Here is a 24,513-nt window from a genome sequence, read left to right on the forward strand (position 1 = left end):
GCCCCCATGCCGTGTACATTGGCGCACCCCGCGTGCACCCCATCGAACCGGCCATGGACCTCCCCACCCACCAGCTGAGCATGACCGTGCTCATGACGCCCGACATGGCCAACTTCTCGGGCAATGTGCACGGCGGCACCATCCTCAAGCTGCTAGACCAGGTGGCCTACGCCTGCGCCAGCCGCTACGCGGGGCGCTACGTGGTCACGCTCTCGGTGGACCAGGTGATGTTCCTGCAGCCCATCCACGTGGGCGAACTCGTCACCTTCCTGGCCTCCATCAACCACACCGGCACCTCGTCCATGGAGGTCGGCATCAAGGTCGTGGCCGAGAACATCCGCTCGCAGGTGGTGCGCCACGCCAACAGCTGCTTCTTCACCATGGTGGCGGTGGACGACGGCGGCAAGCCCGTGCCGGTGCCGCCGCTCAAGCCCGCCACGCCCGACGAACACCGCCGCCAGGCCGCGGCGCGCGTGCGCAAGCAGCTGCGCCAGGAGTTCGCGCAGCGCACCGAGGCCCTGCGCCAGGCGAGCTGAGCCGCGCCGCCCGGCCTGCCGGGAAAGCTTGACAGCGCGCGCCGCCCCGTGCCGGGAAAGCTTGCGACTTGCGGTCAAACCTCAAGAAAACCTGAGCCCGAAACCCGCGCGCTCTAAAGATAGATTGCGGGCCTCCGAGATCGCAGACAGGCACGCACCCCACCCGGACCGTGCGGCTGAGGTCTCGATGTCTGTACAGGAGGTCCCCATGTCCCGCTGTCACACCCCCATTCGCCGCACCCTGGCCGCCGCCAGCCTGTGTCTGGCCACGCTTCCCGCGCTCGCGCAAAGCAGCGCCACCTTCGGCGTCACGGCCACCGTGCTGGCCAGTTGCACGGTGGTCGGAGGCATCCCCCTGGCGTTCGGCATCGTGTCGCCCGGCGTGCAGGCCGACAGCAGCACCGTCGTCACCGCCACCTGCACCGTGGGCACGCCCTACAGCCTCTCGCTCGACGCCGGCACCGGCAGTGGCGCCACGGTGGCCGACCGGCGCATGACCAGTGGCACGGACACCCTGGCCTACCGCCTCTACCGCGACGCCGGGCGCACCCAGCTCTGGGGCGATGGCACCAACGGCACTGTGTTCAACAGCAGCACCGGCACCGGCCTGCTGCAGTCCTTCACCGTGTACGGTCGGGTCCCGTCCAGCGCCACCGCCACGGTGGGTGTCTACGCCGACACCATCACCGTGACCGCCACCTACTGAGGCGCGGTGCGGCATGAAGCGCCTGCTCGCGCCGCTGCTCGCGCCAGTGGTTCTGGCGCTGGCCTTCCCGCCGGCCGCGTTGGCCTTCCAGGTGCGGCCCGTGCGGCTGGAACTGGGCAGCCGCGCCACGGCCTCGCAACTGACGGTGCACAACCCCACCACCCGCCCCCTGCTGCTGCAGGCCGAGGCCTTCGACTGGAGCCAGGACGGCGGGGCCGACCAGCTCAAGCCCACGCAGGCGCTCATCGTCAACCCGCCGATCTTCGAGCTTGCGCCGGGCGCCACCCAGGTGGTGCGCGTGGGCCTGCGCCAGGCGGTGGAGTCGGGCGTGGAGCGCAGCCACCGCCTCTGGCTGAGCCAGGTGCCCACGCCCGGGGACGCGGACGACGGCGTGCAGCTGCTGCTGCGCGTGAGCCTGCCGGTGTTCGTCACCGGCGTGGCCACGCCCGCCGCCCAACCGCAATGGCAGCGCCACGGCGACACGCTGGAGCTGCACAACGCTGGCGGGCGCCACCTGCACGTGCATGGCCTGCAGCTCGTGTCGGACCAGGGCGGCAGCACCCGCTTCGGCCCCTGCTACGCCTTGCCCGGCCAGTTGTGCCGCTGGACGCTGCCGGCCGGCTGGTCGGCCGCCACCACGCGCTACGACGCCGACACCAGCGCGGGGCCGCTTCGCGGGGTGGTCGATGCGGTGGCGCCGCGTTGAGGCCCTGCTGCTCACCCTCGGCCTGTGCGGCGCGATCACGCCCGCGCGCGCCGAACCCGCGCCGCGCCTGCTGGAGGTTTGGCTCAATGGCGAACGCGTCGACGGCTTCGCTCCCCTGATGGAGGATGACGGCCGCTGGTATGCCACGGCCGACACCCTGGCGCGCTGGCGCCTGCGCCCTGCCGATCCGCCGCGCACCATCGCCGGCGTGGCGCACCATGGTCTGCAGGACTGGTCGCCCCGCTTCGACAAGGCCCAGCAGCGGCTGGCGTTGCAGGCGCCGCCCGAGCAGTTCCTGGCCCAGCGCCTGCGCCTGGACGGTCGAACCGACAGCGAGGCGCCGCTGATGGAACCCCTGCCCGGCCTGGCCATGGACTACAGCGTCAACGCCGAACGCAGCGGCGGCCAGAGCAGCACCGCCGCCCTGCTCGACCTGCGCGGCTTCGGCTGGAGCACCGGCGGCCTGGCGCGCGCCAGCGGCGTGCTGCGCGCCGGCGCCAACCCGGCCGGACTGCCACGCTGGCAGCGGCTGGACACCAGCCTGCAGCACAGCGACCCCAGCGGCCTGTGGCGCGCCAGCCTGGGCGACGCCATCACCTGTGGCGGCGAGCTCGCGCCCGCGCTGCGCTTCGCTGGCGCGCAATACGGCACCGACTTCAGCCTGCGCCCCGACCTCGTCACCCAGCCCCTGCCCTCGGTGTCGGGCAGCGCGCAGGTGCCCAGCGGCGTGGACCTGCTGATCGACAACCGCCCCGTCGGCAGCGCCCAGGTGGGCCCGGGCAACTACACCCTGGACCAGCTGCCCGGCGTGACCGGCGCGGGCGAGATCCGCGTGGTGCAGCGCGACCTGCTGGGCGTGGAGCGCGTGCAGGTGGTGCCCTACTACAGCAGCCCGCGCCTGCTGCGCCAGGACCTGCGCGAGCACTGCGTGGAAGCCGGCGTGCTGCGCCGCGGCTACGCCTCGGCCAGCGACACCTACGGTGGCGGTTTTGTCGCCGGCAGCCTGCGCCACGGCCTCAGCGACACGCTCACCCTGCTGGGCCGCGCCGAGGTGGGCCAGGCCGTGCGCGCCGTGCACCTGGGCGCGCATTGGGTGGTGGCGGGCGCGGGCGTGCTCAGCCTGCAGCTCGGGCGCAGCCAGGCCGACGGCGCTGGCGCCGGCCAGCGCACGGCCATCGGCTTCGAGCGCGTGGCGCGCGCCGGTAGCCTGAGCGCCACGATCGAAACCGCCGGCACCGGCTTCCGCTCGCTCGATGGTGCTCGCCTGCCGCAGCGGCGCGCCACCCTGTTCGCCGGCACCAGCATCGGCCAGACCAGCGTGTCCGGTGGCCTGGTCTGGCAGCGCGGCGCGCAGGGGCAGGACACACGCGTGCTCACGGCCGGCCTGCAGCGCCGCCTGGGTGCGCACTGGCACGCGGGCCTGAGCCTGTACCGGCGCGACGGCCAGCTCAGCGCGGCCGTGCTGTTCACGCGCGCGTTGAGCCCCGACACCACGCTGGCCGCGCGCGCGCAGGCCGGTGGCGACGCCGGCCTCACCGTGCAGGCGCAGCGCAGCGAGCCCGACGCCGGCGGCCTGGGCTGGCGCCTGCAGGGGGGCAGCGACGCGCTGAGCGCCCTGGCCGGCGTGAGCTGGCTGGGCCCACTCGGCCGCGTGGAAGCGCAGGCCACGAAATGGCGCCACGACCCCGAGGCCCATCTGCGCGTCGCGGCGCAGGGCGGCGTGCTGTGGATCGGCGGCCAGCCCATGCTGGGCCGCACCATCGGCGAGGCCGCCGCCGCGCGCGTGGACATCGAGGGCATGGGCGGCGTGGGCGTGCGCCTCAACCACCGCGACACCGCCGTCACCGACGCCCAAGGTCGGGCCTGGGTCTGGGGCCTGCAGCCCTGGCAAGAAAACACCCTGGGCGTGGCCGCCGACGTACTGCCGCTGGACGTGGTGCTGGGCGTGCCCGAGCTGCAAGTGCGCCCGCCCGCGCAGACCGTGGTGCGCGTGCGTTTTCCTGCCCGGCGCACGCGCTCGGCGCTGGTCAGCGTGCGCCTGCCCGACGGCAGCCCCGTGCCTCCGGGCGCGCGCGCCTACCGCATGCCCGCTGGCGCCCCGGCCAGCGACCAAGGCGCGCCCTTCGCCCACGGTGGCCAGGTCTGGCTCACCGATCTCGGGGACCTCAACACCTTGCGCGTCGAAGGCCCACAGGGCCTGTGCCGGGTGCGCTTTGCGCTCCCGCCGGACCAGGGCGCCGCCGCCACCCTGGGCCCATTGACCTGCACACCATGAACACCAAGCCCCTCCTGCGCGCACTGCTCCTGCTGGCCGGCCTGCTCTGCGGCACCGCCGCCCGGGCGCAGAGCTGCGGCGTGAGCGCCACGGCCCTGGCCTTCGGCAACTACACCTCGCCCGGCGGCGCGCGCGCCGACAGCAGCGCGGCCGTGCTGGTCACCTGCACGCCGCAGTACCTGCTGCTCGCCTGCAAGAGCAGCTACACGCTCTCGCTGTCCGTGGGCGACCACGCCAGCGGCGCCCAGCGGCAAATGGCCGCCGGCGCGGGCCGCCTGGCCTACGGCCTGTTCAGCGACAGCCTGCGCCAGCAGCCCTGGGGCGATGGCGGCGCCAGCGGTCCCACCACCGGCGGCACCATCACCACCAGCCTGCTCAACCTGGTGTGCCTGCCAGGCAGCAAGTCGCACACCCTCTATGGCCGCATCCCCGCCAACCAGAGCGTGCCGGCCGGCAGCTACAGCGACAGCGTGGTGCTGACGGTGACCTACTGAGGTGAGGAAAAAGTGATGAGCCGCGCAGGACGTGGAGGTTACTGAAGGCGCTTCCCATCCGCTCGCGCTTTCCCTCGACATGCAACGCTTCTCCTCCTTCTTCTTCTCGACCCCCAAGCCACCGTTCATCCCCCGCGCCGAGCACAAACCCCTCATCAACCGAAGCGGCACCGAGGCCACCGTCAAACCCCTGCCCTCCAGCCGCAACGAAGCCAACCGACGCAACGCGCGGTTCCTGGAGGAAGCGCTGAACATCCAGGACCAGCGGGTCCTCGCGCAGGCCACGCAGGCCTTGGAGTCGACGCTCAATGCCCTGCTCGACAGCCGCCCCCCGGTGCTGCGCGTCTGGGATGGCAACGGCGGCTGGCACTGCAGCGCCACGCCAGCGAATGCGCAGCAGGTGGAGCACCTGCTGCACCTCGGCCAGTTTCTGCTCCAGCACCGACAGAGGACGGCCGTGTTCGTGCTGTCGGCGACCGTGCTGCAACTGAAAGACCCTCACCACCCCCACATGCCCAGGCTCATGCTCGCCTGCGGCCAGGCCGTTCGCCAGTCGAGCGAAGCCATCGACCCCCACCTGCTGCAGGCCCTGCAGGGCTTGGCCAGCGACTGCGCCCAGGCGAACCGGCTGTCGCACGATGAACTCGCGCTGTTCCTTTCAGCAGAGAAGGAAGCGCCGCCCCACCCCGCCTTCGACGCCCTGCTGGACCAGCTCGGCGCCAGCGCCGAGCAGCGCCGCCAGGCCCTGGAGCGCGACGACCTGCGGCAGGCGTTCGACACCCTGCAGTCGGGCGAGCCCCCAGCGCTCACGGTGTGGGACGAGGGCGGCTGCCGGCACTGCCTCGTGCCTCCGGGCGACGAGCGTGGGGGGCGCTTCGACCAGTTGGTCTGGTTCGCCCACCAGTTGCAGGCACTGCAGATTCCCGGCGCGGCCGACCTGCTCGCGGCCCTGAGCCTGGCCGCCCACCACCAGGGTGGCCGGGAAATCGACCTGATCGAAAGCTGCGGCAGGGCCCTGCTCGGCCGGCTCACCCCACCGCCCCACGGCCGCGCCCGGCCCGCGCGGGCCGGCGCCCTGCCCCGCGGGGTGTTGAAGGCGCTGTGCGCACGCGTTGGCGAACTGGTCGCCCGTGGCGCGCTCCCCGCCGAATGGCTGCAGACCTTTGAATCGATTGCCCAACAGCACCAGGCCCCGGGCTGCGTGGCCGGGCTTCGCCTGCGGGGCATCAGGCTGGACATCCAGCGCCTGGGCGCCATGGGCGCGGCAGAGGAGCGGCAGGCACTCGCGGCGCGGCTGGTGCTCGACATCGAGAAGGTCCACCGCCTGCTGGGCGCCCATGGCCTGGACGGCAGCAGCGCCCTGGCGTTGATGCGAACGCTGCACGCCGTCTGTGGGAACGACGCCCAGGCCAAGGCCGTGCAAGCGGCCCTGGACGCCATGGGTCAGAAGACCCCGCAGCAACTCGCGCTCGAACAAGGCATCGACGACACGCGCGAGGCGATGGCGTCCTGGCTGCCATCCTTCGACAAGCACCCGGTGGACGGCGCGGTGCGCCTCTACCTGTCGCGCGACGACGCGGCCTCGACCAAGCTCATGCGGCGGCGCCAGAGGCAGCTTGTGCAATACATCGAGGATCTCGCGAACGGCCCCCAGCCCCCCCGCAAGCTCATCGAGCGGCTGGTGGAGTTCACCCTCAGCGCCTTTCCCGCGCCGACCTCGACGCCCATCGACGGCGCGCTGCGCCTGCTCGACCGGCTGGACGGCGCCCCGCTCACCGAGCGCCTGACCCAACTGCTGAAGGCCCTGTCCAGCGGCACCCCATGGACCACACCCCAGCGCGGGCGCCTGATCGCCCTGGTGCTGCGCGCGCCGCTGCCCAGGGCCACGCTGCTGAAGCTCTGGCTGGAGCGGGGGCCCTTGTCGAGTGGCACCCGAACCGAGCAAGAGGCCGTTGGCGCCCTGTGCTTCGGCCTGAACCAACTGGCCAAAGGCACCAAGCCCGAGGCGGTGATGGCGCATGTGCTGCACAGGCTCGACAAGAGCGGCGTCGCCGACGTGCCCGAGTGGCGCCCTTTGGCCCAAGGGCTGCTGATCGCCTGGCTGGAGCAAGACCACGGCGCCGCCCGCCTGCAGTCGCCCGAGCTGCTGCGCTTCGTCGTCGATGCCGTCGTTCCCCCCGCCGAGCACACCGCCATGGCCGAGGAGGCCTGCGCCGAACTGGCCCGCGCGCTGCACCCCACCCTGCTGCGGCTGGACCGGCGCGAGCCATCGAGCCGCCAGGCCGCACCGGTCGATCTGTTCGGCCGCGCGCTGTTGCAGCCCGACCCGCAACACCTCACGCCATTGCAGCGGCCCGAAGGCCTGGGCCTGTTGCAGGCGGCCTGGCGGGCGCGGGTCCCCGAACGGCCCGAGGCCACCGCCCCCCTGCCCGCGACCGACACGCCGGCCACCGAGCCACCGCCCTTCGCCGGCTGACGCCGGGCGCGGCGCACACGGCGCGCCCCGAGGCCCTGGGGCGCCATGCGTACACTCGTGGCACCCCATGAGCCCGCAAGACTACGTCCAGCAGAAGGCCGCCGCCTCCGGCAGCAGCTTCTACTACGCCTTCCTCTTCCTGCCGCCCGAGCGGCGTGCCGCCATCACCGCGTTCTACGCCTTCTGCCGCGAGGTGGACGACGTGGTCGACGAGGTGAGCGATCCGGGCGTGGCGCAGACCAAGCTGGCCTGGTGGCGCGGCGAGGTGGCGCAGGCCTTCGCGGGCCAGCCCAGCCACCCGGTGACGCAAGCCCTGATGCCGCTGACCGCCACCTACGGCATCGAGGCGCGCCACCTGCTGGGCGTCATCGACGGCTGCCAGATGGACCTGGAACAGAGCCGCTACCTCGACTTCGCCAACCTGCAGCGCTACTGCCACCTGGTGGCCGGCCTCGTGGGCGAGGTCGCCGCGCGCATCTTCGGCCAGACGCAGGCGCGCACCACCGAGTACGCGCACCGCATGGGCCTGGCCTTCCAGCTCACCAACATCGTGCGCGACGTGGGCGAGGACGCGGTGCGCGGGCGCATCTACCTGCCCATCGACGAGCTGCAGCGCTTCGACGTGAAGGCGCACGAGCTGCTGCGCCGCGGCGCAGCGCCGGGTGGCGAGACGGCCGACTTTCAGCGCCGCTTCACCGCGCTCATGGCCTTCCAATGCCAACGCGCACTGGCCACCTACGACGAGGCCCTGGCCCTGCTGCCCGACGCCGACCGCCGCAGCCAGAAACCCGGCCTGATGATGGCCAGCATCTACCGCACGCTGCTGCGCGAGATCGCGGCCGAGCCCTTGCTGGTGCTCACGCGCCGCGTGAGCCTGACGCCGCTGCGCAAGTTCTGGCTCGCCTGGAAGGTGCAGGCGCTGGGGCGGCTGTGACCGGCGGGGGCGCCGTCCGGCCGCCCGAAGGCGCCCGCGCCGAGGCCGCCAGCGACGGGGCGTCGGTGGGCAGCGGCCCCAGCGTCGCCATCGTCGGTGGCGGCTGGGCCGGCTGCGCCGCCGCCGTGGCCGCCGTGCAAGGCGGCGCCCGGGTCACGCTGTTCGAGATCACCCACACCCTGGGCGGGCGCGCCCGCCGGGTCGACATCGCCCACCCCGACGGCGCGCCCCTGCCGCTGGACAACGGGCAGCACATCCTCATTGGCGCCTACACCGCCACCCTGGCCTTCATGCGCGCCGTCGGCGTGAACCCGCGCGAGGCCCTGTTGGCGCTGCCGCTGTCGCTGCGCTTCGCCGACGGCCAGGGCCTGGCGGTGCCGCGCTGGGCCGCGCGCTGGCCCGCGCCGCTGGACGCGCTGGCCGCCATGCTCGGCGCGCGCGGCTGGCGCACCACCGAGCGGCTGGCCCTGCTGCGCGTGTCGCTGCGCTGGCGCGCGCAAGGTTTTGCCTGCGGCGCGTCGGACACCGTGGCCACCGTCTGCAACGGCCTGCCCCCGCGCGTGATGGACGAGCTGATCGGGCCACTGTGCGTCTCGGCCCTGAACCTGCCACCCGACCAGGCCAGCGGCGCCACCTTCCTGCGCGTGATGCGCGACGCGCTGTTCGGCCGCGGCGCGCCGGGCTTCGCGCCCTCGGCCCTGCTGCTGCCGCGCCACGACCTGTCCGAACTCGGCCCCGACCCGACCGCGCGCTGGCTGCGCGAGCGCGGCCACGCCGTGCACCTGGGCCGGCGCATCGAACGCATCGAGGCGGACGGGCAGGGCTGGCGCCTCAGCGGCGAAGGCCGGAGCGAGCGCTTCGACCGCGTGGTCTGGGCCACGCCCGCAGCGGTGGCGGCCGACACACTGCGTGGCATCGCCCCCGACTGGGCCGGCACGGCGGCCGCGCTGGCCCACACCGCCATCACCACGGTCTACGCCCTGGGGCCGCGCGAGCACCCGCCCTTGCCCGCGCCCATGGTGTCGCTGCGCGGCGGCCCCGCCCAGTTCGCCTTCGACCGCGGCCGACTGCGCGCCACCGACACCGGCGTGCTGGCCTTCGTGCTCAGCGACAGCCACGGCGAACGCGAAGACCTGCAGGCCGCCACGCTGGAGCAGGCGCGCGCGCAACTCGGCCTGCAGGGCCTGATCCCGCTGCGCACCATCACCGAGCGGCGCGCCACCTTCGCCTGCACGCCCGGCCTGCGCCGCCCGCCGGCCGCGGTGGCGCCCGGGCTCTGGGCCGCGGGCGACCACGTCGACGGCCCCTACCCCGCCACCATCGAAGGCGCGGTGCGCAGCGGCCAGGCGGCGGGCCAGGCGGCCGCGCGCGGGCGCTGAAAACGCCCCATCCGTGACGTACGGCGGTCTCATGGACCGCTTCGCCCCTCGGCACGGCGAATCGGGGCTGTTAACCTTGGCCCCTCGGGGGAACCTGGGCCGCGCGAGCGGCTCCCACCCCCTTTGTTGTTTCTTGACCCGAGGAAAGGAGCCCATCGCCATGCCGGTCAACACCGTTGCACGATCCCTGTTCCGCGGCCTGTTCGCCCTGAGTCTGGGTGTGGCCGCCATCAGCGCCCATGCCCAGAACATGGTCAGCATCAGCGGCAGCACCGTGAACATGCGCGATGGCCCCAGCCTGCAAAGCACCGTGCTGTGGGAACTGCGGCGCGGCTTTCCGCTGCAGGTGACCGAGCGGCGCGGCAACTGGCTTGAGGTAAAGGACTTCGAGGGCGACACCGGCTGGGTGGCGCGCTCGCTCACCGGCGACGAACCGCACCACATCGTCACCAGCAAGATCCTCAACGTGCGCAGCGGCCCCGGCCTGAACAACGAGGTGGTGGTGCAGGCCCAGTACGGCGAGCTGCTCAAAACCCTGGAAAAGCGCGGCGACTGGGTGCGCGTGGAGCGTGAGACGGGCGAGTCGGGCTGGGTGTCCGAGCGCCTGGTCTGGGGCTGGTGAAGCGCGGGCGGGCGCTCAGTCCTCGCTGAGGTAGCCCCGCTCCAGCTGCTGCTGCGGGTTCGAGAAGATGGCCATGGCCGTCTTCATGCGCAGGAAGCCGAACTTCCGATAGAACGGCTCCTTGCCGGGCACCGCGTACAGGATGATCTTCCTGTGGCCGCGTGAGCGCTCCACGAGGTGGGCAACGATCTGTTTGCCCAGGCCCGTGCCCTGGTGGCTGGGCAGCACGGCGATGTCGCAGAGGTAGGCGCAGTCGGCGCCGTCCGCCAGCGCCCGGCCGGCGCCGACCAGGCGGCCGCCCTCGAACACGAAGCACTTGAACAGGCTGTTGCCGAACACCGTTCGCAACAGATCCGGCGGCTTGTCGCCCAGCGGAGCGTCCCGGTAGAGCGCGCTCAGCTCATCCCAATCGATGCCTTCGGTGGTGTGCCGCCAATCGAGTGCCATGCGCCCGCTCCCGTCCGTGAACTCAGCCGCTCTCGCGCACGCGCAGGTAGGCTGGCCGCTCCAGGCAGCGCCGCACCCATTCGTGCATCAGCGGGTGCGCGCCCAGCAGGGGCCGCGACACGCGCACCCAGTTCAGCACGCTGGCCACGCACAGGTCGGCGACGGTGAAGCGCCCCGCCGCCAGCCAGTCCTGTCCCGCGGCCTGCTGCCGCTTCAGGTGCTGTTCGAGCACGCGCAAGGGCACCGCCAGGCGCCGCTCGGCCGCCAGCGCGAGCTCGGGCTTGCGGCGCTCTTCGGGCATGGCGTGCAGGTGCGCCAGCACCGTGAGCGCGTCGCGCTCCACCTCGTTGACCACCCAGAACGACCAGCGCAGGGCCTCGGCTTCCTCGCGCGCCGTCGCCGGCGCAATGCCGCGGCCATCGGGCCGGCCGTGCACGCGCGCCAGGTACAGGGTGCAGGCCATGCTCTCCCAGACCACCACCTCGCCTTCGGGGCGGCGGTCGATCAGCACCGGGATGTGGCCGTTGGGGTTGAGTTCCAGAAACGCCGGCGTGCGCGTGCTGCCGTCCGCGTAAGGCGTGGGCACGTGCGCGACGTCCAGGCCCAGCTCGGCCGCGGCCCACAGCGGGCGCAGGGCGCGCGACGCGGGAATGCCGTGGATGGTGAGGCTCATGGGGCGAGCGACCTCAGGCCAGTTGGTTGCACAGCGTCATGAGGTCGGCCACGGTGGTGTGCGGCGCCAGCGGCGCGTGGTCCCAGGCGTGGCCGTCGCGGTTGAGCCAGGCCACCTGCAGGCCCGCCACCAAGGCGCCCAGCGCGTCGAGCTGCGCGTCGTCGCCGATGTGCAGCACCTCGCCGGGGCGCACGCCCGCCGCGCTGGCCGCCGCGTGAAAGATGCGCGCGTCGGGCTTGGCGACGCCAAACTCGCGCGCGCTGATGGCCGCGCGAAAGTGCTGGCCCAGGCCGATGCGCTGCACGTCGGCGTTGCCGTTGGACAGGGCCACCACCGGGTAGCGCCCGGCCAGCCATTCGAGCGCGGGCAAGGCGTCGTCGAACAGCTCCACGCGCTGGCGCTCGGCAAAAAACACGTCGAAGGCCTCCTCGGCGAGCTCGGGGTCGTCGCCGGCCTTGAGCAATACGAAGCGGATGGACTCGCGGCGCAGCGCGCTCAGGTCGTGCGACAGATCGGGCCGCTTGATCTGCAGGAAGTGCCGCGCCTCGCGCAGCGACTGCGGGTTGGCGGCGAGGATGGCGGCGGCCGGCGCGTGCTCGCGGAACCAGGCCAGCAGCGCGGCCTCGGCGCGCTCGATGGTGGGCGCGATGGGCCAGAGGGTGTCGTCGAGGTCGATGCTGATCGCGCGCACGCGCGACGGCTCCAGCGCGGCGGCGCCGGACCCGGCGGGCTCCAGACTCAAGGAATCGTCTTTCATGCTTGCGAGAGAATAGCGCATGCCCTTCGCGACCGAACCGCCCCTCCCCCATGGCCGCGCCGAGCGCACGGCAGTGATCTGGTGCAACCTGGGCACCCCCGACGAGCCCACGCCCGCCGCCCTGCGGCGCTACCTGGCCGAGTTCCTCGCCGACCCGCGCGTGGTCGAGATCCCGCGCCTGCTGTGGTGGCCCATCCTGCACGGCGTGATCCTGCGCGTGCGGCCCGCGAAGTCGGCCGCCAAGTACGCCAGCGTCTGGACCCCCGAGGGCTCGCCGCTGAAGGTCTGGACCGAGAAGCAGGCCAAGCGCCTGCTGGGCCACCTGGGCGAGCGCGGGCACGCGGTGCTGGTGCGCCACGCCATGCGCTACGGCCATCCCTCCATCGCCTCGGTGCTCGACGAGGTCAAGGCCCAGGGCGCCACGCGCGTGCTGATGCTGTCGGCCTACCCGCAGTACAGCGGGGCCACCACCGCCAGCCTCATCGACGCCGTGAACGCCTGGAGCGCGCGCCAGCGCGCCGTGCCCGAGCTGCGCTTCGTCAACCGCTACCACGACGACCCGGGCTACATCGAGGCGCTCGCGCGCTCGGTGCGCCAGCACTGGCAGGCCCACGGCCAGGCCGAGCGGCTGGTGATGAGTTTTCACGGCGTGCCCGAGCGCACCCTGCACCTCGGCGACCCCTACCACTGCGAGTGCCACAAGACCGCGCGGCTGCTGGCGCAGGCGCTGGGCCTGGCGCCGGAGCGTTTCGTCGTCACTTTCCAGAGCCGCTTCGGCAAGGCCCAATGGCTGCAGCCCTACACCGAGCCCACGCTGGTGAAGCTGGCGGGCCAGGGCGTGAAAAGCGTGGACCTGATCTGCCCCGGCTTCGTGGCGGACTGCATCGAGACCTTGGAAGAGATCGACATGGAAGCGCGCGCCGCCTTCCTGCAGGCCGGCGGCGAACGCTTCGCCTACATCCCCTGCCTCAACGACCGCCCCGAGTGGATCCAGGCGCTGGGCGACATCGCCGCGCGGCACCTGCAGGGCTGGCCCACGGCGCCCGCCGACGAGGCCGAGCGGGCCGCCAGCCGCGAGCGCGCACTGGCCCTGGGCGCGAAGGACTGAGCCCGCGCGCTCAGTGCGCGCGCGGATCGCTCAGGAAGCGCTGCACCAGCTCCAGCTGATCGGGCACGTTGAGCGCGGGCGCGTGTCCGCAGCCGGGGATGGTCACCACCAGGGCGCGCGGTCCGCGGTCGCGCATGGCCTCGGCGGTCTCGGCCAGCAGCAGGTCGGACTCCGCGCCGCGCAGGCACAGCACGGGCACATCGATGGTGTCGAACACCGGCCAGAGCTCGTAGTCCTCGGGGTGGTGCTCGAACTGCTGCACCATGGCCGGGTCGTAGTGCGGCGTCACGCGGCCGTCGGGCAGCCGGCGCATGGAGCTTTCGCTGAGCAGGCGCCACTGCGCGTCGGGCAAGTGGCCGTAGGGCTTGTAGACGGCGCGGAAGTACTGCTCCAGCTCGCGCATGGTGTTGAAGGCCGAGGGACTGCCCGCGTAGCTGCGGATGCGCTGCACCGCCGGCGCCGCGAGCTGTGGGCCGATGTCGTTGAGCACCAGCCGTTCGATGCGCCCACGCAGCGCTGCGGCCGCGCAGACCATGCCGATGGCACCGCCCATGGACGTGCCCACCCAATGGAACTGCTTCAGGCCCAGCTGGTCGACCAGCGACTTCGCCAGGCGCGCATAGAAGTCCAGACAGTACTCGGCCTTCGGGTCCGGGCTCCACTGCGACAGCCCGCGCCCGATGGTGTCGGGGCAAATCACCCGCCAGCCCTGGGCGCACAGGTGCGCGGCCAGCGGGTCCATGTCGCGCCCGGTGCGCGCCAGGCCGTGCCAGGCCACCACCACCGGGCCACCGGCCTGCGCGGGCACCCAGTCCATGAAGTGGATTTCGCGCTCCTCGCAGGTGATGTAGCGCGAGCGCGGTTCGAGAGCGGCGAAGTTCATGTCGACTCCTTCGTCGCCTGGTGCGCCGCGCGCTCGCGCAGCTTGCCGACGACACCCGTGGGGAAGTGGTAGACGGACAGCACAAACAGCAAGCCCAGCCACAGCAGCCAGCGGTCGGGCGTGAGCAGCGCGGGCAGCAGCGGCAGGCCCTCGAAGAGCCCGCCGAGCCAGCGCAGCAGGTCTTGCAGGTAGCTCTGCGCGACCAGGAAGACCACGCTGCCGATGATGGCGCCGTACAGCGTGCCCATGCCGCCGATCACGACGATGAGCAGGATGTCCAGCATGATCTCGAAGGACAGCGAAGTGTCCGGCCCGTTGTAGCGCAGCCAGAGCGCGAGCAGGCAGCCCGCGAGCGTGGCGAAGGACGCGGCGATCACGTTGGACAGCGTGCGGTAGACCACCACGCGGTAGCCCAGGGCCTCGGCGCGGAAGTCGTTCTCCCGGATGGCCTGCAGCACGCGGCCGAAGGGCGAGTTCACGATGCGCAGCATCACCAGGAACATGGCCGCCACGCTCACGAACAGCAGGTAGTAGGTGATGAAGCGGCCGTTGAGTGGCACGGCGCCGAAGGGCCCCTGGAAATCCTCCTCCATCAGCGCGAAGCCGGGCGACAGCAGCTCGGGCAGGCGGAAGGTCAGGCCGTCTTCGCCGCCGGTGATGTCCGACAGCTGCGAGGCCAGCGTGAGAAAGGCCGAGGCCACGGCCAGCGTGATCATGGCGAAGAAGATCGCCCGCACGCGCAGCGAGAACAGGCCGATGAGCAGCGACAGCAGAAAGGACAGCAGCAGCGCGCCCACGGCGCCCACGACCAGCGCCCACCAGGTGGGGCCCAGCGCGCTGGCCGAGATGGCGATGCCATACGCGCCGATGCCGAAAAACATGGTGTGCGCGAAGCTGACGATGCCGGTGTAGCCCAGCAGCAGGTCGAAGCTGACCACCAGCGCGATGAAGATCAGCACCTTGGCCGCGACGTTGAGCGCCTTCACGCCGGGAAACAGGAAAGGCGCGAAGGCCAGGCCCAGCACCAGCAGCGTGAGCAGCAGCGCCAGCCAGCGGCTGCGCGGCAGGTCGTGGGATAGCAGACGGGAAAACATGGTGGATCGAGCCTCTCAGGACCGAAGAACGGGGGCGGGCGTCAGGCGCGGCAGCCGCGGAACCGGCTGTGCCGGGCCACTGGCTGCGCCCCCCTTCAGGGGGGTGACGCCGAAGGCGGCGCGGGGGGTGTTCATCTGTTCGCCACGGGGTACACGCCCTGCGGACGCCACAGCAGGATGGCCACCATCAGCGCGATGTTGGAGAACAGCGCGACCTTGGGCATGAGAAAGCCGGTGTAGTTGGCCATCAGGCCCACCAGCAGCGCGCCCACCAGCGCGCCCAGCGTGGAGCCCAGGCCGCCGATGATGATGACGATGAAGATCAGCACGTTGACCTGCGCGCCCATCTGCGGCAGCACGGTCTGCTGGTACAGCCCCCACATCACGCCGCCCAGGCCGGCCAGTGCGCTGCCCGCCACGAACACGCCCACGAACAGGCGCCGGATGCGGTAGCCCAGCGACTCCACCATTTCGCGGTCCTGCACGCCGGCACGGATCAGCAAGCCGACCTTGGTGCGGTTGAGCGTCCAGACCATGGCGGCGAACACCGCCAGGCCCACGGCCATGGCGAGCAGGCGGTACTTTTCGATCGAGGCGTCGCCGAGCAGGAAACTGCCGCGCAGCGTCTCGGGCAGCGGCAGCGCGAGCTGGCCCGGGCCCCAGATCACCTTGATGAGCTCCTCGCCGATGATCATGCCGCCCATGGTGATGAGGATCTGCTTGAGGTGCTGGCCGTACACCGGGCGCACGATCACGCGCTCGAACACCAGGCCCACCGCGCCGGCCACCACCATGGCGGCCAGCATGGCCGGCACCAGGGCCGCGAGGTTGAGCCAGAAGCTGTCGGCGATGGCGTAGGCGTTCAGGCCACCGAACACGCTGACCGCGACGAAGGCGCCCAGCGCGATGAACACGCCATGGCCAAAATTGAGCACGTCCATCAGGCCGAACACCAGCGTGAGGCCGGAGGCAATGATGAAGACGATCAAGCCCATGGCCAGTCCGGCCACGGTGAGCGTGAGCCAGGTCGGGCCGCTGCCCACGGCCGGCAGCGCCAATGCCGCCAGCAGCGGCACCAGGGCCACGGGTTTCCAGTCGAAGTCCGTCAGGGCCTTCATTGATGCGCTCCCAGCGAGAGGCCGAGCAGGCGCGCCTGCAGCGCGCTGTCCTCGGCGAGTTCGGCCATCGCGCCGCTGTGCACCACGCGGCCGTCGTCCATCACGGCCACGCTGTCGCCGAGCTGGCGCGCGAAGTTGAAGTTCTGCTCGACCAGCAGGATGGTGGTCTGCGCGGCCTTGAGTTCGCGGAAGGCCTCGATCATGTTCTGGATGATGGCCGGCGCCAGGCCCTTGCTGGGCTCGTCGATGAGCAGCAGTTGGCGCGGCTCGACGATGGCGCGCGACACCGCCAGCATCTGCTTCTGCCCGCCCGAGAGCTTGCCCGCCGGGTGCAGCCAGAACTTCTTCATCGCCGGGAACATGTCGAAGATCCATGCCAGGCGCTTCGGGTCGATGTCGTCGATGGCGCGCGCGCCGCGCGCGGCCAGCAGCATGTTCTCCTTCACGCTCAGGTCGGCGAAGATGCCCATGCTCTCGGGCACGTAGGCCACGCCGCTCTGCGCGATGTCGGGCGTCGCCTTCGCGGTGATGTCCTGACCGGCGAGCGTGACCCGTCCCCGGCTCGCGTGCCACAGGCCCATGATGGTGCGCAGCGTGGTCGTCTTGCCCGCACCATTGCGGCCCAGCAGCATGGTGAGCTGGTTGGCGGGCACGGTGAGGTCCACGCCGTGCAGGATGTGGTAGGCGCCGATGTGCGTGTGCACACCTTCGAGGCGCAGCAGTGCGGCGTCGCTCATGCGCTCACTTCCTCTTCGGGGTTGATGCCCAGGTAGGCCTGCTGCACCACCGGCGAGGCGATCACCGCCTCGGGTTCACCATCGGCCACGAGCTCGCCGTTGTGCAGCACGATGATGCGGTCCGACAGCTCGCGCACCACGTCCATCTTGTGCTCCACCAACAGGATGGTCTTGCTCTTGTCGGCCTTGAGGCGGCGGATCAGGTTCAGGATCACCGGCACCTCGTCCACGCTCATGCCGGCGGTGGGCTCGTCGAACATGTAGACCTTGGGGTCCAGCGCCATCAGGATGCCCACCTCCAACTTGCGCTGGTCGCCGTGCGGCAGGCTGGCCGCGCGCGCCTCGGCCTTGTCGGCCAGGGCCACGGTCCGCAGGATCTCATCGGCCTGGTCCAGCAGGTCCTTGCGGTCGCTCCAGATGCGGAAGAAGTCCAGCCCCGCGCCCGCGCGCGCCTGCACGGCCATGCGCACGTTCTCGCGCACGCTGAGCTGCGGGAACAGGTTGGTGAGCTGGAAGGCCCGGCCCAGACCGGCGCGCGTGCGCAGCGGCGCGCTCAGCGGGGTGAGCTCGCGCCCCTCGAGCGTGACCGTGCCGGCCGTGGCCTTGATCTGTCCCGAGATCAGGTTGAAGTAGGTGGTCTTGCCCGCGCCGTTGGGGCCGACGATGGCCGTGAGCGTGCCCGGCGCGAACGCGCAGGAGACAGCGTTCACCGCCACGTGCCCGCCGAAGCGGACCGTGAGGTTCGAGGTTTGCAGCATCAAGACTCCGCGACGAAAGAGGGGGAGTCGGTCGCCGCAGGTGCGGCGACCTTCCAGGAACACCACGGAACCGGCTTTGCCGGGCCGTCGGTGTTGTCCCCCTTCTCAAGGGGGAAGCCGCGTCAGCGGCGCAGGGGGATCACCGGCGATTCCGAATCGGAATCGCCATCTGCTCGGGCTTGATCTCACGCACGAGTTCAGGCACCCCCCAGGCGAAGGCCGGGTCGGCCTTGATCTTGAAGTGGTACATGCTCTGCATGGCCTGGTGGTCTTCCTTGCGGAAGGTCATGGTGCCCTTGGGCGTCTCGAAGCTCATGCCTTCCATGGTCTGGATGAGCTTCTCGCTGTTGGTGTCGCCGTTGGTCTTCTTCAGCGCGGTCACCACCGCCATGGCGGCCGAGAAGCCGCCGGCGGTGAAGAAGTCCGGCGGCTGCTTGAACTGGCGGTAGTGCTCGGCCACCATGGCGTCGTTGACCGGGTTCTTGGGGATGCCGAAGTAGTAGTACAGCGCGCCTTCCATGCCCGGGAACTGCTTGTAGGCCACCATGGCCGGCAGGATGTTGCCGCCCGTGGCGAGCTTGATGCCGTAGCGCTTGTCCAGCTCCATCTCGGCGATCTTGGGGAAGGGCGTGGGTGCGCCCGACCACACCACCGAGATGTACTTGTTGCCCGGCTGGTCCTTGAGCTTGTCGACCAGGCGCAGCAGGCCGGCGGTGAAGTCCGTCGTGCCCACGGGCAGGTACTCCTCGTGCACGATCTTGGCCTTCTTGGTGAAGTCCTTGGAGGCTTTCACGGCGTCGCGGCCGAAGGCGTTGTCGTTGGCCAGCACACCGATCACGTTGTTCGGGGCATCGAGGGCCACGGCGTTGGCGGCGGCGTCCTGGCTGCTGTTGCGGCCGGTGCGGAAGATGTACTTGTTCCACTTGTCGCCGGTGATGGAGTCGGCCACGGCGGGCTCCACCAGCAGGATCTTGCGGTACTCCTCGGCCACCGGGAGCATGGCCAGCGCCACGGGTGAGGCCGTGGGGCCGATGGCGAGGTCGACCTTGTCGTCGGCGTAGGCGGCCGCCAGCAGGCTCTTGCCCACGTCGGGCTTGCCCTGGTCGTCCTTCTCGATCACCACGATCTTCTTGCCGGCCACCATCATGGTGCCGCCCGTGGCGTAGTTCAGGCCCATCATCAGGCCCGCCTGGGTCTGCTTGGCGTAGGCCTCCAGCGGGCCGGTCTTGCTGTGGATGTGGGCGATGCGGATCTCGCCCTTGTTGGCTTGGGCGAAACCCAGGGTGGCCGTGCAGGCCAGGGCGATCACCGCCAGGCGGCGGGTGGTGTCGAACATGCTTGTCTCCTGATGGTTGCTGGCACAGCGCGGTGCGCCGTGCGCCTCTTTTGCACATGCCGTGCCAACCCGGCAAGGCCTTGATGCCAAAGGAATTTTCTTCTGCCCCTCGATCGAATGCCTGAATTTCAGACAATCGATTGCGCTCAATTTGTCTGAAATTCAGACAGACGCCGGAATTTCAGACAGACCGTCCAGCGTCGAGAGCCGGTCGTACAGGCTGGCGCGCGAGATGCCCAGCAGCTTGGCCGCCGCGCTGCGGTTGCCGCCCGTGGCCGCCAGCGCCTGCGCGATGGCCCGGCGTTCGAGCTCGGCGATCTGCTCGGCCAGCGGGCGCAGAGCGTCCTGCCGCGCGGGCGCGGCGGGCGGCGTCTCGCGCACCGGTGCCAGGGCGGGCAGGCCGGCCTCGCGCAGCACCTCGTCCACCTGCGCGGCATCGATGAGGGCCGAGTCGGTGCGCAGCGCGAGCTGCTCCAGCACGTTGCGCAGCTCGCGGATGTTGCCGCGCCAGGCCTGCGCGGCCAGCAGGGCCTGGGCCTCGGGGCCGAACTCCAGCTGCGGACCGCCGCCGCGCGCGGCGATGTCCTCGCACAAGGCCTCGATCAGCAGGGGCACGTCGCTCTGGCGCTCGCGCAGCGGCGGCACACGGATGGGCAGCACGTTGAGGCGGTAGTACAGGTCCTCGCGGAAGCGCCCTTCCCTCACCATCAGCGGCAGGTCGCGCGAGGTGGCGGCCACCACGCGCACATCGAAAGGCACCAGCTGGTTCGAGCCCAGGGGCTCGATCTCCCCTTCCTGCAGGGCGCGCAGCAGCTTGACCTGCATGGCCATGGGCATGTCGCCCAGTTCGTCGAGGAACAGCGTGCCGCCGTCGGCCAACTTGAACTTGCCGTCGCGGCCCTTCTTGTCGGCGCCGGTGTAGGCGCCGGGTGCGACGCCGAAGAACTCGGCCTCCAGCAGGGTCTCGGGCACGGCGGCCATGTTCACGCTGACGAAGGGCCGGCCCGCGCGCGGCGAAGCGGCGTGGATGGCGTGCGCGAGCAGCTCCTTGCCGGTGCCCGTTTCGCCGAGCAGCAGCACCGGGCTGCTGGAGAGCGCGGCGCGGCGCGCCTGGCGCTTGACCTCCACCGCCGCCGCGCTGGTGCCGACGAAGCTGGCGAAGGTGTACTTGCTTCGGCGCTGGTGGGCGAGCTCGCGGCGGGCGTCGTTCAGGTCCTGCTCCAGCCGCGCGAACTTGGTGATGAGAGGCTGCAGCGTGGTCTCGGGATGGTCGAACAGCACGATGCCAAGCACACCGATGACCTCGCCCGCGTCGTCGCGCAGCGGAATGCGCGTGACGACGAACGTGCCGGCGCGGTTGGTGAGCAGGTCGATGAGGATGGGCTTGCCGGTCTCCAGCACGCGGTGCATCTGCGTGTTGTGCACCACGTTGCTGACGGGCTGGCCGACGAAGTCTTCCTCGCGGTCGAAGCCGAGGGCGGGCAGGAAGCGCCGGTACTGGTCGTTGATCCAGACCACGCGCGCGTGCCGGTCCACCAGCAGCATGCCCTCGCTGGCGTTGGCGAAGAGATCGAACATGGAGCGCGCGGCGAGCTCCAGGATGCTCTGCGCGTCGCGGGGCAGGCGGTCGTCGCGGGTCATGCCCGGGATGGTACCCGGGGTGGGTATGCGAGAGAAAGCGGCCTTATTCCGATCGACTCGCCCAGCTTGCCATCCCGAGCACCACCGCTGCCGCGCCCAGTTGCCAGGCCAGCAGCGACCATCGTCCCTCCAGGGCGGCCCTCAACAGGCAGAGGCTTGCGCTGGCACCCAGCAGCAGCAGTTGATGGCGGGGCTTTGGCCGCACCAGCAACACGGCCAAGGTCAGACCCAATGCCACCCCACCCAACCCATCACCATTCATGTCTCTGTCCCGCCTTGTCTCAACCCTTGGGCTGACGTCGTTTGTTCCATGCGATGCGCAGGATGCATGCCAGCGGCACGGCGTGCGGCAAGGCTTTCCAGAGCAGCCCTCGCCAGATATCAGGCCACGAATCCATTGGCGCTGCCCAAAGAAAAATCGACAACGCCGTACCCAGGACCGTTGTCAGATAGGCCACCAGGTAGGCGACGGCATACAGCCGCCAAGGGAGTGCTTTCATGGCTCGCGTCTCGGCACAGGCGAAGAAGCGGGCGACTCTAGGCGAGCACCCCGGACAGCGATGCCCTCGAATCGGCGGGTTCAGGCAATGATGAAAAGCAAGAAGCGGCTCGCGGCCTGAGGTCCGCGAGCCGCCGCAGCGCAGTTGGGGTGGTTCAGGCGGTGGCCAGCTTCCGTTGCCGCCGCGCCAGCAGCCTCGGCACCACCAGCACCCCCACCACCACGAGCAGCAGCACCAACGACATCGGCCGCTGCACGAAGATCAGCCAGTTGCCTTCGCCGATCGACAGCGCGTTGCGCATCTGCGCTTCGGCCAGCGGCCCGAGGATCAGGCCCACGATCACCGGCGCGGCCGGGAAATCGAAGCGGCGCATCAGCACGCCCAGCAGGCCGATGCCCAGCATGAGGTACAGGTCGAAGGCGCTCTGGCGCATGCCGTAGACGCCCACCGTCGCGAAGATCAGGATGCCCGCGTAGAGCTGCGGGCGCGGGATCTTCAGCAGCTTCACCCACAGGCCCACCAACGGCAGGTTCAGCACCAGCAACATCACGTTGCCGATGTAGAGCGAAGCGATCAGCGCCCACACCAGGGCGGAAGACGTCTGGAACAGCTGCGGACCCGCGTTGATGCCGTAGTTCTGCAAGGCAGACAGCAGGATCGCCGCCGTCACCGAGGTCGGGATGCCCAGCGTCAGCAGCGGCACCAGCGTGCCCGTGACGGCCGCGTTGTTGGCCGCCTCCGGCCCCGCCACGCCCTCGATCGCGCCGCTGGTGCCGAACTGCTGCCGCGCCTCGGGATCGGCCAGCTTGCGCTCGGTCGCGTAGCTCAGGAAGGTGGGGATCTCGGTGCCGCCGGCGGGAATGGTGCCGAAAGGAAAACCGATCGCCGTGCCGCGCAGCCAGGCCGGCCAGGACCGCCGCCACTCGCCGCGCGTCATGTGCACCTTGTTGAGGTGGTTCATCGTGGTCTGCATGCGGCCTTCGTACAGCGCGTTGTAGAGCGCCTCCGTCACCGCGAACAGGCCCACGGCCACCAGCACCACTTCCACGCCGTCCATGAACTCCAGAATGCCCGCCGTGTACCGCACCTGGCCCGTGATCTGGTCGATGCCCACCAGCCCCAGCGAGATGCCCAGGAACAGCGCGGCCAGGCCGCGCAGCGCGCTCTGGCCCAGCACCGAGCTCACCGTCGTGAAGGCCAGCAGCATCAGGCAGAAGTACTCGGGCGGGCCCAGGCGCACGGCAAAGTCGGCCAGGATGGGCGCGAACAGCGTGACCAGCACGGTGGCGATGGTGCCGGCCACGAAGGAGCCGATGGCCGCCGTGGCCAGCGCGGCGCCCGCGCGGCCGTGCTTGGCCATCTTGAAGCCTTCGAGCGCGGTCACCATGGTGCCGGTTTCGCCCGGCGTGTTGAGCAGGATGGAGGTGGTGGAGCCACCGTACATCGCGCCGTAGTAGATGCCCGCGAAGAAGATCATCGAGGCGGTGGGCTCCACCTGGCCCGTGATGGGCAGCAGCATGGCCACCGTGACGGCCGGGCCCAGGCCCGGCAGTACACCGATGGCCGTGCCCAGCGCGCAGCCGGCCAGCGCCCACAGCAGGTTGATGGGCGTGCCCGCGGTGGCAAAGCCACCCATGAGTTGAGCAAGGATGTCGCCCATGTCAGACCGCCCGCCGGGCCGCCCCAAGGGCGGGCTGCGCCCCCTCGGGGGGCAGCGAATACACAAAGTGAGGAGCGTGGGGGTTCATGTTCAGATCCAGCCGCTGGGACTGATGCCGGGCAGGTTCACCGCCAGCACCTTGGTGAACACCCAGAACACCGGCGCCGCGATCAGCACGCCGGTGACGAGGTCGATGAAGGTGGTGCGCACGCCGCCGGCCGCGCGGCCTTCGCTCAGGCGCAGGCCGCGCACGGCCAGGGCATAGCACAGCGTGCAGCTCAGCACGAAGCCGATGGTGGTGATGAGCGAGGCGTTGGCGACCACGCCGCCGGCCACCCAGGCCAGCGCGCGCCAGTCGCCGCGCTCGGCGCCCGAGGGCGCTTCCACATGGCGCCAGCCGCCGCGCAGCGCCTGCCACAGCAGCAGCGCGCCGCACACGGCCATGGCCGCGCACATCACCCAGGGCAGGAAGTCGGGGCCCACGCCCGCGTATCCCGCGGCCGAGGGAATCTGCCAGGCACCGACCGCCAGCACCACGGCCACGCCCAGCGCGCCCAGGCCGATGGCCACCTGCCCCGCGTCCGTGGACGCGGGCTGCTGCATCTGCTCGCTCATGACCAGGCCTGGGTCAGACCATGCCGGCGCGCACCATGGTCGCGCGCAGGGAGGAGAAGTCGCGGTCCACGAACTCCTCGAAGGCCTTGCCGGTCAGCAGCGCGGGCGTCCAGTTGTTTTTCTTCACCGCCTCCGCCCAGGACTTGCTCTGCGTGGCCTTCACCACCATGGCCACCAGCGCGTCGCGCTGCGCGGGGGTGATGCCGGCCGCACCGTACACGCCGCGCCAGTTGCCGATCTCCACGTCGATGCCCTGCTCTTTCAGCGTGGGCACGTTGATGCCGTCCAGGCGCTTGCCCGAGGTGACGGCAATGGCGCGCATCTTGCCGCTCTCGATGTAGGGCTGGAACTCGCTGTAACCGCTGCCGCCCACGGTGACGTTGCCGCCCAGGATGGCCGCCACCGCCTCACCGCCCCCACGGAAGGGCACGTAGTTGATCTTGGCGGCCGGCACGCCCACGGCCTGCGCGATCTGCGCCGCCGCGATGTGCTCGGTGGAGCCACGCGAACCACCGCCCCATTTGACGCTGCCCGGGTCCTTCTTGAGCTGCTCGACCACGTCCTTCATGGTCTTGAGCGGCGACTCGGCCGGCAGCACGAAAACGTTGTACTCGGTGGTGAGGCGCGCCACGGGCGTGACCTGGGTGATGGACACCGGCGGCTTGCCGGTGATGATGCCGCCCAGCATGACGGCGCCCATCACCATGAGCGCGTTCGGGTCGCCCTTGCTGGCGTTGAAGAACTGGGCCAGGCCGATGGCGCCGGCCGCGCCGCCCTTGTTCTCGAAGGTCACCGAGGAGGCCACGCCGGCGTCGCGCAGGGCGTCGCCCAGCGCACGGCCGGTGCCGTCCCAGCCGCCGCCGGGGTTGGCGGGGATCATCATCTTGATGTTGGCGCTGGCCCAGGCCGCGTTCGGCAGGGCGCCAGCGGCGGCCAGGGCGGCCAGGGATTTGAGGAAGGTATCGCGGCGCATGGCTTGTCTCCGTGGTTGATGGGAACGACGCCGCGAATGGTCGGGTGGCGGGCTGTCAGTTGGCTGTCGGGCGCCCTGGGATAAA

Annotated in this window: 24 protein-coding genes; 10 read left to right on the plus strand and 14 right to left on the minus strand. The window is 70.9% G+C overall.

Annotated features, from left to right (window positions below; genetic code table 11):
* The first annotated feature begins 53 nt into the window (after positions 1-53).
* The 9 genes from BHU06_RS05035 to BHU06_RS05075 all read left to right on the plus strand — a co-directional run bounded on the left by BHU06_RS05035 (position 54) and on the right by BHU06_RS05075 (position 10,128).
* Positions 54-536 carry an acyl-CoA thioesterase gene (locus BHU06_RS05035; RefSeq protein ID WP_070398258.1) on the plus strand — a complete coding sequence of 161 codons (483 nt, stop codon included), beginning with the start codon at positions 54-56 and terminating at the stop codon, positions 534-536.
* A 208-nt stretch (positions 537-744) separates the two neighbouring features.
* Entirely contained in the window at positions 745-1,242 is a 498-nt protein-coding gene (locus BHU06_RS05040; protein WP_070398043.1) for a spore coat U domain-containing protein, read from the plus strand.
* Positions 1,243-1,255: 13 nt separating this feature from the next.
* Positions 1,256-1,948 carry a molecular chaperone gene (locus tag BHU06_RS05045; RefSeq protein ID WP_070398044.1) on the plus strand — a complete coding sequence of 231 codons (693 nt, stop codon included), beginning with the start codon at positions 1,256-1,258 and terminating at the stop codon, positions 1,946-1,948.
* Complete coding sequence (locus BHU06_RS05050) at positions 1,929-4,223, plus strand: fimbria/pilus outer membrane usher protein (protein WP_070398045.1); 2,295 nt, start codon at positions 1,929-1,931, stop codon at positions 4,221-4,223. The genes BHU06_RS05045 and BHU06_RS05050 overlap by 20 nt, the downstream gene beginning before the upstream one ends.
* On the plus strand, positions 4,220-4,717 hold the full coding sequence (locus tag BHU06_RS05055) for a spore coat U domain-containing protein (protein ID WP_070398046.1): 498 nt from the start codon (positions 4,220-4,222) through the stop codon (positions 4,715-4,717). Before BHU06_RS05050 ends, BHU06_RS05055 begins: the two co-directional genes overlap by 4 nt.
* A gap of 79 nt (positions 4,718-4,796) precedes the next feature.
* Positions 4,797-7,193 carry a hypothetical protein gene (locus BHU06_RS05060; protein WP_070398047.1) on the plus strand — a complete coding sequence of 799 codons (2,397 nt, stop codon included), beginning with the start codon at positions 4,797-4,799 and terminating at the stop codon, positions 7,191-7,193.
* 67 nt (positions 7,194-7,260) lie between these two features.
* Entirely contained in the window at positions 7,261-8,127 is an 867-nt protein-coding gene (hpnD, locus tag BHU06_RS22370; protein ID WP_070398048.1) for a presqualene diphosphate synthase HpnD, read from the plus strand.
* 65 nt (positions 8,128-8,192) lie between these two features.
* Complete coding sequence (hpnE, locus tag BHU06_RS05070; RefSeq protein ID WP_070398259.1) at positions 8,193-9,506, plus strand: hydroxysqualene dehydroxylase HpnE; 1,314 nt, start codon at positions 8,193-8,195, stop codon at positions 9,504-9,506.
* Positions 9,507-9,666: 160 nt separating this feature from the next.
* Positions 9,667-10,128, plus strand: coding sequence for an SH3 domain-containing protein (locus tag BHU06_RS05075; protein ID WP_070398049.1), 462 nt, complete (start codon positions 9,667-9,669; stop codon positions 10,126-10,128).
* Between the two features lie 15 nt (positions 10,129-10,143).
* Here BHU06_RS05075 and BHU06_RS05080 read toward each other — a convergent pair whose 3' ends face one another.
* From BHU06_RS05080 to BHU06_RS05090, 3 genes are read right to left on the minus strand one after another with little or no spacing between them, the layout of a single operon-like run.
* Positions 10,144-10,575 carry a GNAT family N-acetyltransferase gene (locus tag BHU06_RS05080; protein ID WP_070398050.1) on the minus strand — a complete coding sequence of 144 codons (432 nt, stop codon included), beginning with the start codon at positions 10,573-10,575 and terminating at the stop codon, positions 10,144-10,146.
* A 22-nt stretch (positions 10,576-10,597) separates the two neighbouring features.
* The gene (locus BHU06_RS05085; protein WP_070398051.1) at positions 10,598-11,248 is read right to left on the minus strand and encodes a glutathione S-transferase family protein; all 651 of its coding nucleotides are present in this window, start codon (positions 11,246-11,248) and stop codon (positions 10,598-10,600) included.
* A gap of 13 nt (positions 11,249-11,261) precedes the next feature.
* Entirely contained in the window at positions 11,262-12,005 is a 744-nt protein-coding gene (locus tag BHU06_RS05090; protein ID WP_139146956.1) for an HAD family hydrolase, read from the minus strand.
* 19 nt (positions 12,006-12,024) lie between these two features.
* Here BHU06_RS05090 and hemH point away from each other — a divergent pair, with 19 nt between their 5' ends.
* Positions 12,025-13,113: a ferrochelatase gene (gene hemH / locus BHU06_RS05095; protein WP_070398053.1), complete on the plus strand. Its 1,089-nt coding sequence runs from the start codon at positions 12,025-12,027 to the stop codon at positions 13,111-13,113.
* 10 nt (positions 13,114-13,123) lie between these two features.
* On the opposite strand, the gene BHU06_RS05100 is transcribed toward hemH, so the two are convergent.
* The 11 genes from BHU06_RS05100 to BHU06_RS05145 all read right to left on the minus strand — a co-directional run bounded on the left by BHU06_RS05100 (position 13,124) and on the right by BHU06_RS05145 (position 24,428).
* Positions 13,124-13,996, minus strand: a complete 873-nt coding sequence (locus tag BHU06_RS05100; RefSeq protein ID WP_070398054.1) for an alpha/beta fold hydrolase — start codon at positions 13,994-13,996, stop codon at positions 13,124-13,126.
* Positions 13,993-15,090: a branched-chain amino acid ABC transporter permease gene (locus BHU06_RS05105; protein ID WP_070398055.1), complete on the minus strand. Its 1,098-nt coding sequence runs from the start codon at positions 15,088-15,090 to the stop codon at positions 13,993-13,995. Before BHU06_RS05105 ends, BHU06_RS05100 begins: the two co-directional genes overlap by 4 nt.
* A gap of 131 nt (positions 15,091-15,221) precedes the next feature.
* Positions 15,222-16,208, minus strand: a complete 987-nt coding sequence (locus BHU06_RS05110) for a branched-chain amino acid ABC transporter permease (protein ID WP_070398056.1) — start codon at positions 16,206-16,208, stop codon at positions 15,222-15,224.
* Positions 16,205-16,945, minus strand: coding sequence for an ABC transporter ATP-binding protein (locus BHU06_RS05115; RefSeq protein WP_070398057.1), 741 nt, complete (start codon positions 16,943-16,945; stop codon positions 16,205-16,207). Before BHU06_RS05115 ends, BHU06_RS05110 begins: the two co-directional genes overlap by 4 nt.
* Complete coding sequence (locus BHU06_RS05120; protein WP_070398058.1) at positions 16,942-17,703, minus strand: ABC transporter ATP-binding protein; 762 nt, start codon at positions 17,701-17,703, stop codon at positions 16,942-16,944. The genes BHU06_RS05115 and BHU06_RS05120 overlap by 4 nt, the downstream gene beginning before the upstream one ends.
* Positions 17,704-17,842: 139 nt before the next feature.
* The gene (locus BHU06_RS05125) at positions 17,843-19,039 is read right to left on the minus strand and encodes a substrate-binding domain-containing protein (RefSeq protein ID WP_070398059.1); all 1,197 of its coding nucleotides are present in this window, start codon (positions 19,037-19,039) and stop codon (positions 17,843-17,845) included.
* 162 nt (positions 19,040-19,201) lie between these two features.
* The gene (locus BHU06_RS05130; protein WP_070398060.1) at positions 19,202-20,680 is read right to left on the minus strand and encodes a sigma-54-dependent Fis family transcriptional regulator; all 1,479 of its coding nucleotides are present in this window, start codon (positions 20,678-20,680) and stop codon (positions 19,202-19,204) included.
* A 281-nt stretch (positions 20,681-20,961) separates the two neighbouring features.
* Positions 20,962-21,180: a hypothetical protein gene (locus BHU06_RS22375; protein WP_139146957.1), complete on the minus strand. Its 219-nt coding sequence runs from the start codon at positions 21,178-21,180 to the stop codon at positions 20,962-20,964.
* Positions 21,181-21,334: 154 nt separating this feature from the next.
* Entirely contained in the window at positions 21,335-22,840 is a 1,506-nt protein-coding gene (locus tag BHU06_RS05135) for a tripartite tricarboxylate transporter permease (protein ID WP_070398061.1), read from the minus strand.
* 90 nt (positions 22,841-22,930) lie between these two features.
* Complete coding sequence (locus BHU06_RS05140; RefSeq protein WP_083292955.1) at positions 22,931-23,455, minus strand: tripartite tricarboxylate transporter TctB family protein; 525 nt, start codon at positions 23,453-23,455, stop codon at positions 22,931-22,933.
* A gap of 13 nt (positions 23,456-23,468) precedes the next feature.
* Positions 23,469-24,428, minus strand: coding sequence for a tripartite tricarboxylate transporter substrate binding protein (locus BHU06_RS05145; RefSeq protein WP_070398063.1), 960 nt, complete (start codon positions 24,426-24,428; stop codon positions 23,469-23,471).
* Between the last annotated feature and the right edge of the window lie 85 nt (positions 24,429-24,513).

Origin of the sequence: Hydrogenophaga sp. PML113 (assembly GCF_001777155.1) — a bacterium.
Classification (GTDB): Bacteria; Pseudomonadota; Gammaproteobacteria; order Burkholderiales; family Burkholderiaceae_C; genus Hydrogenophaga; species Hydrogenophaga borbori.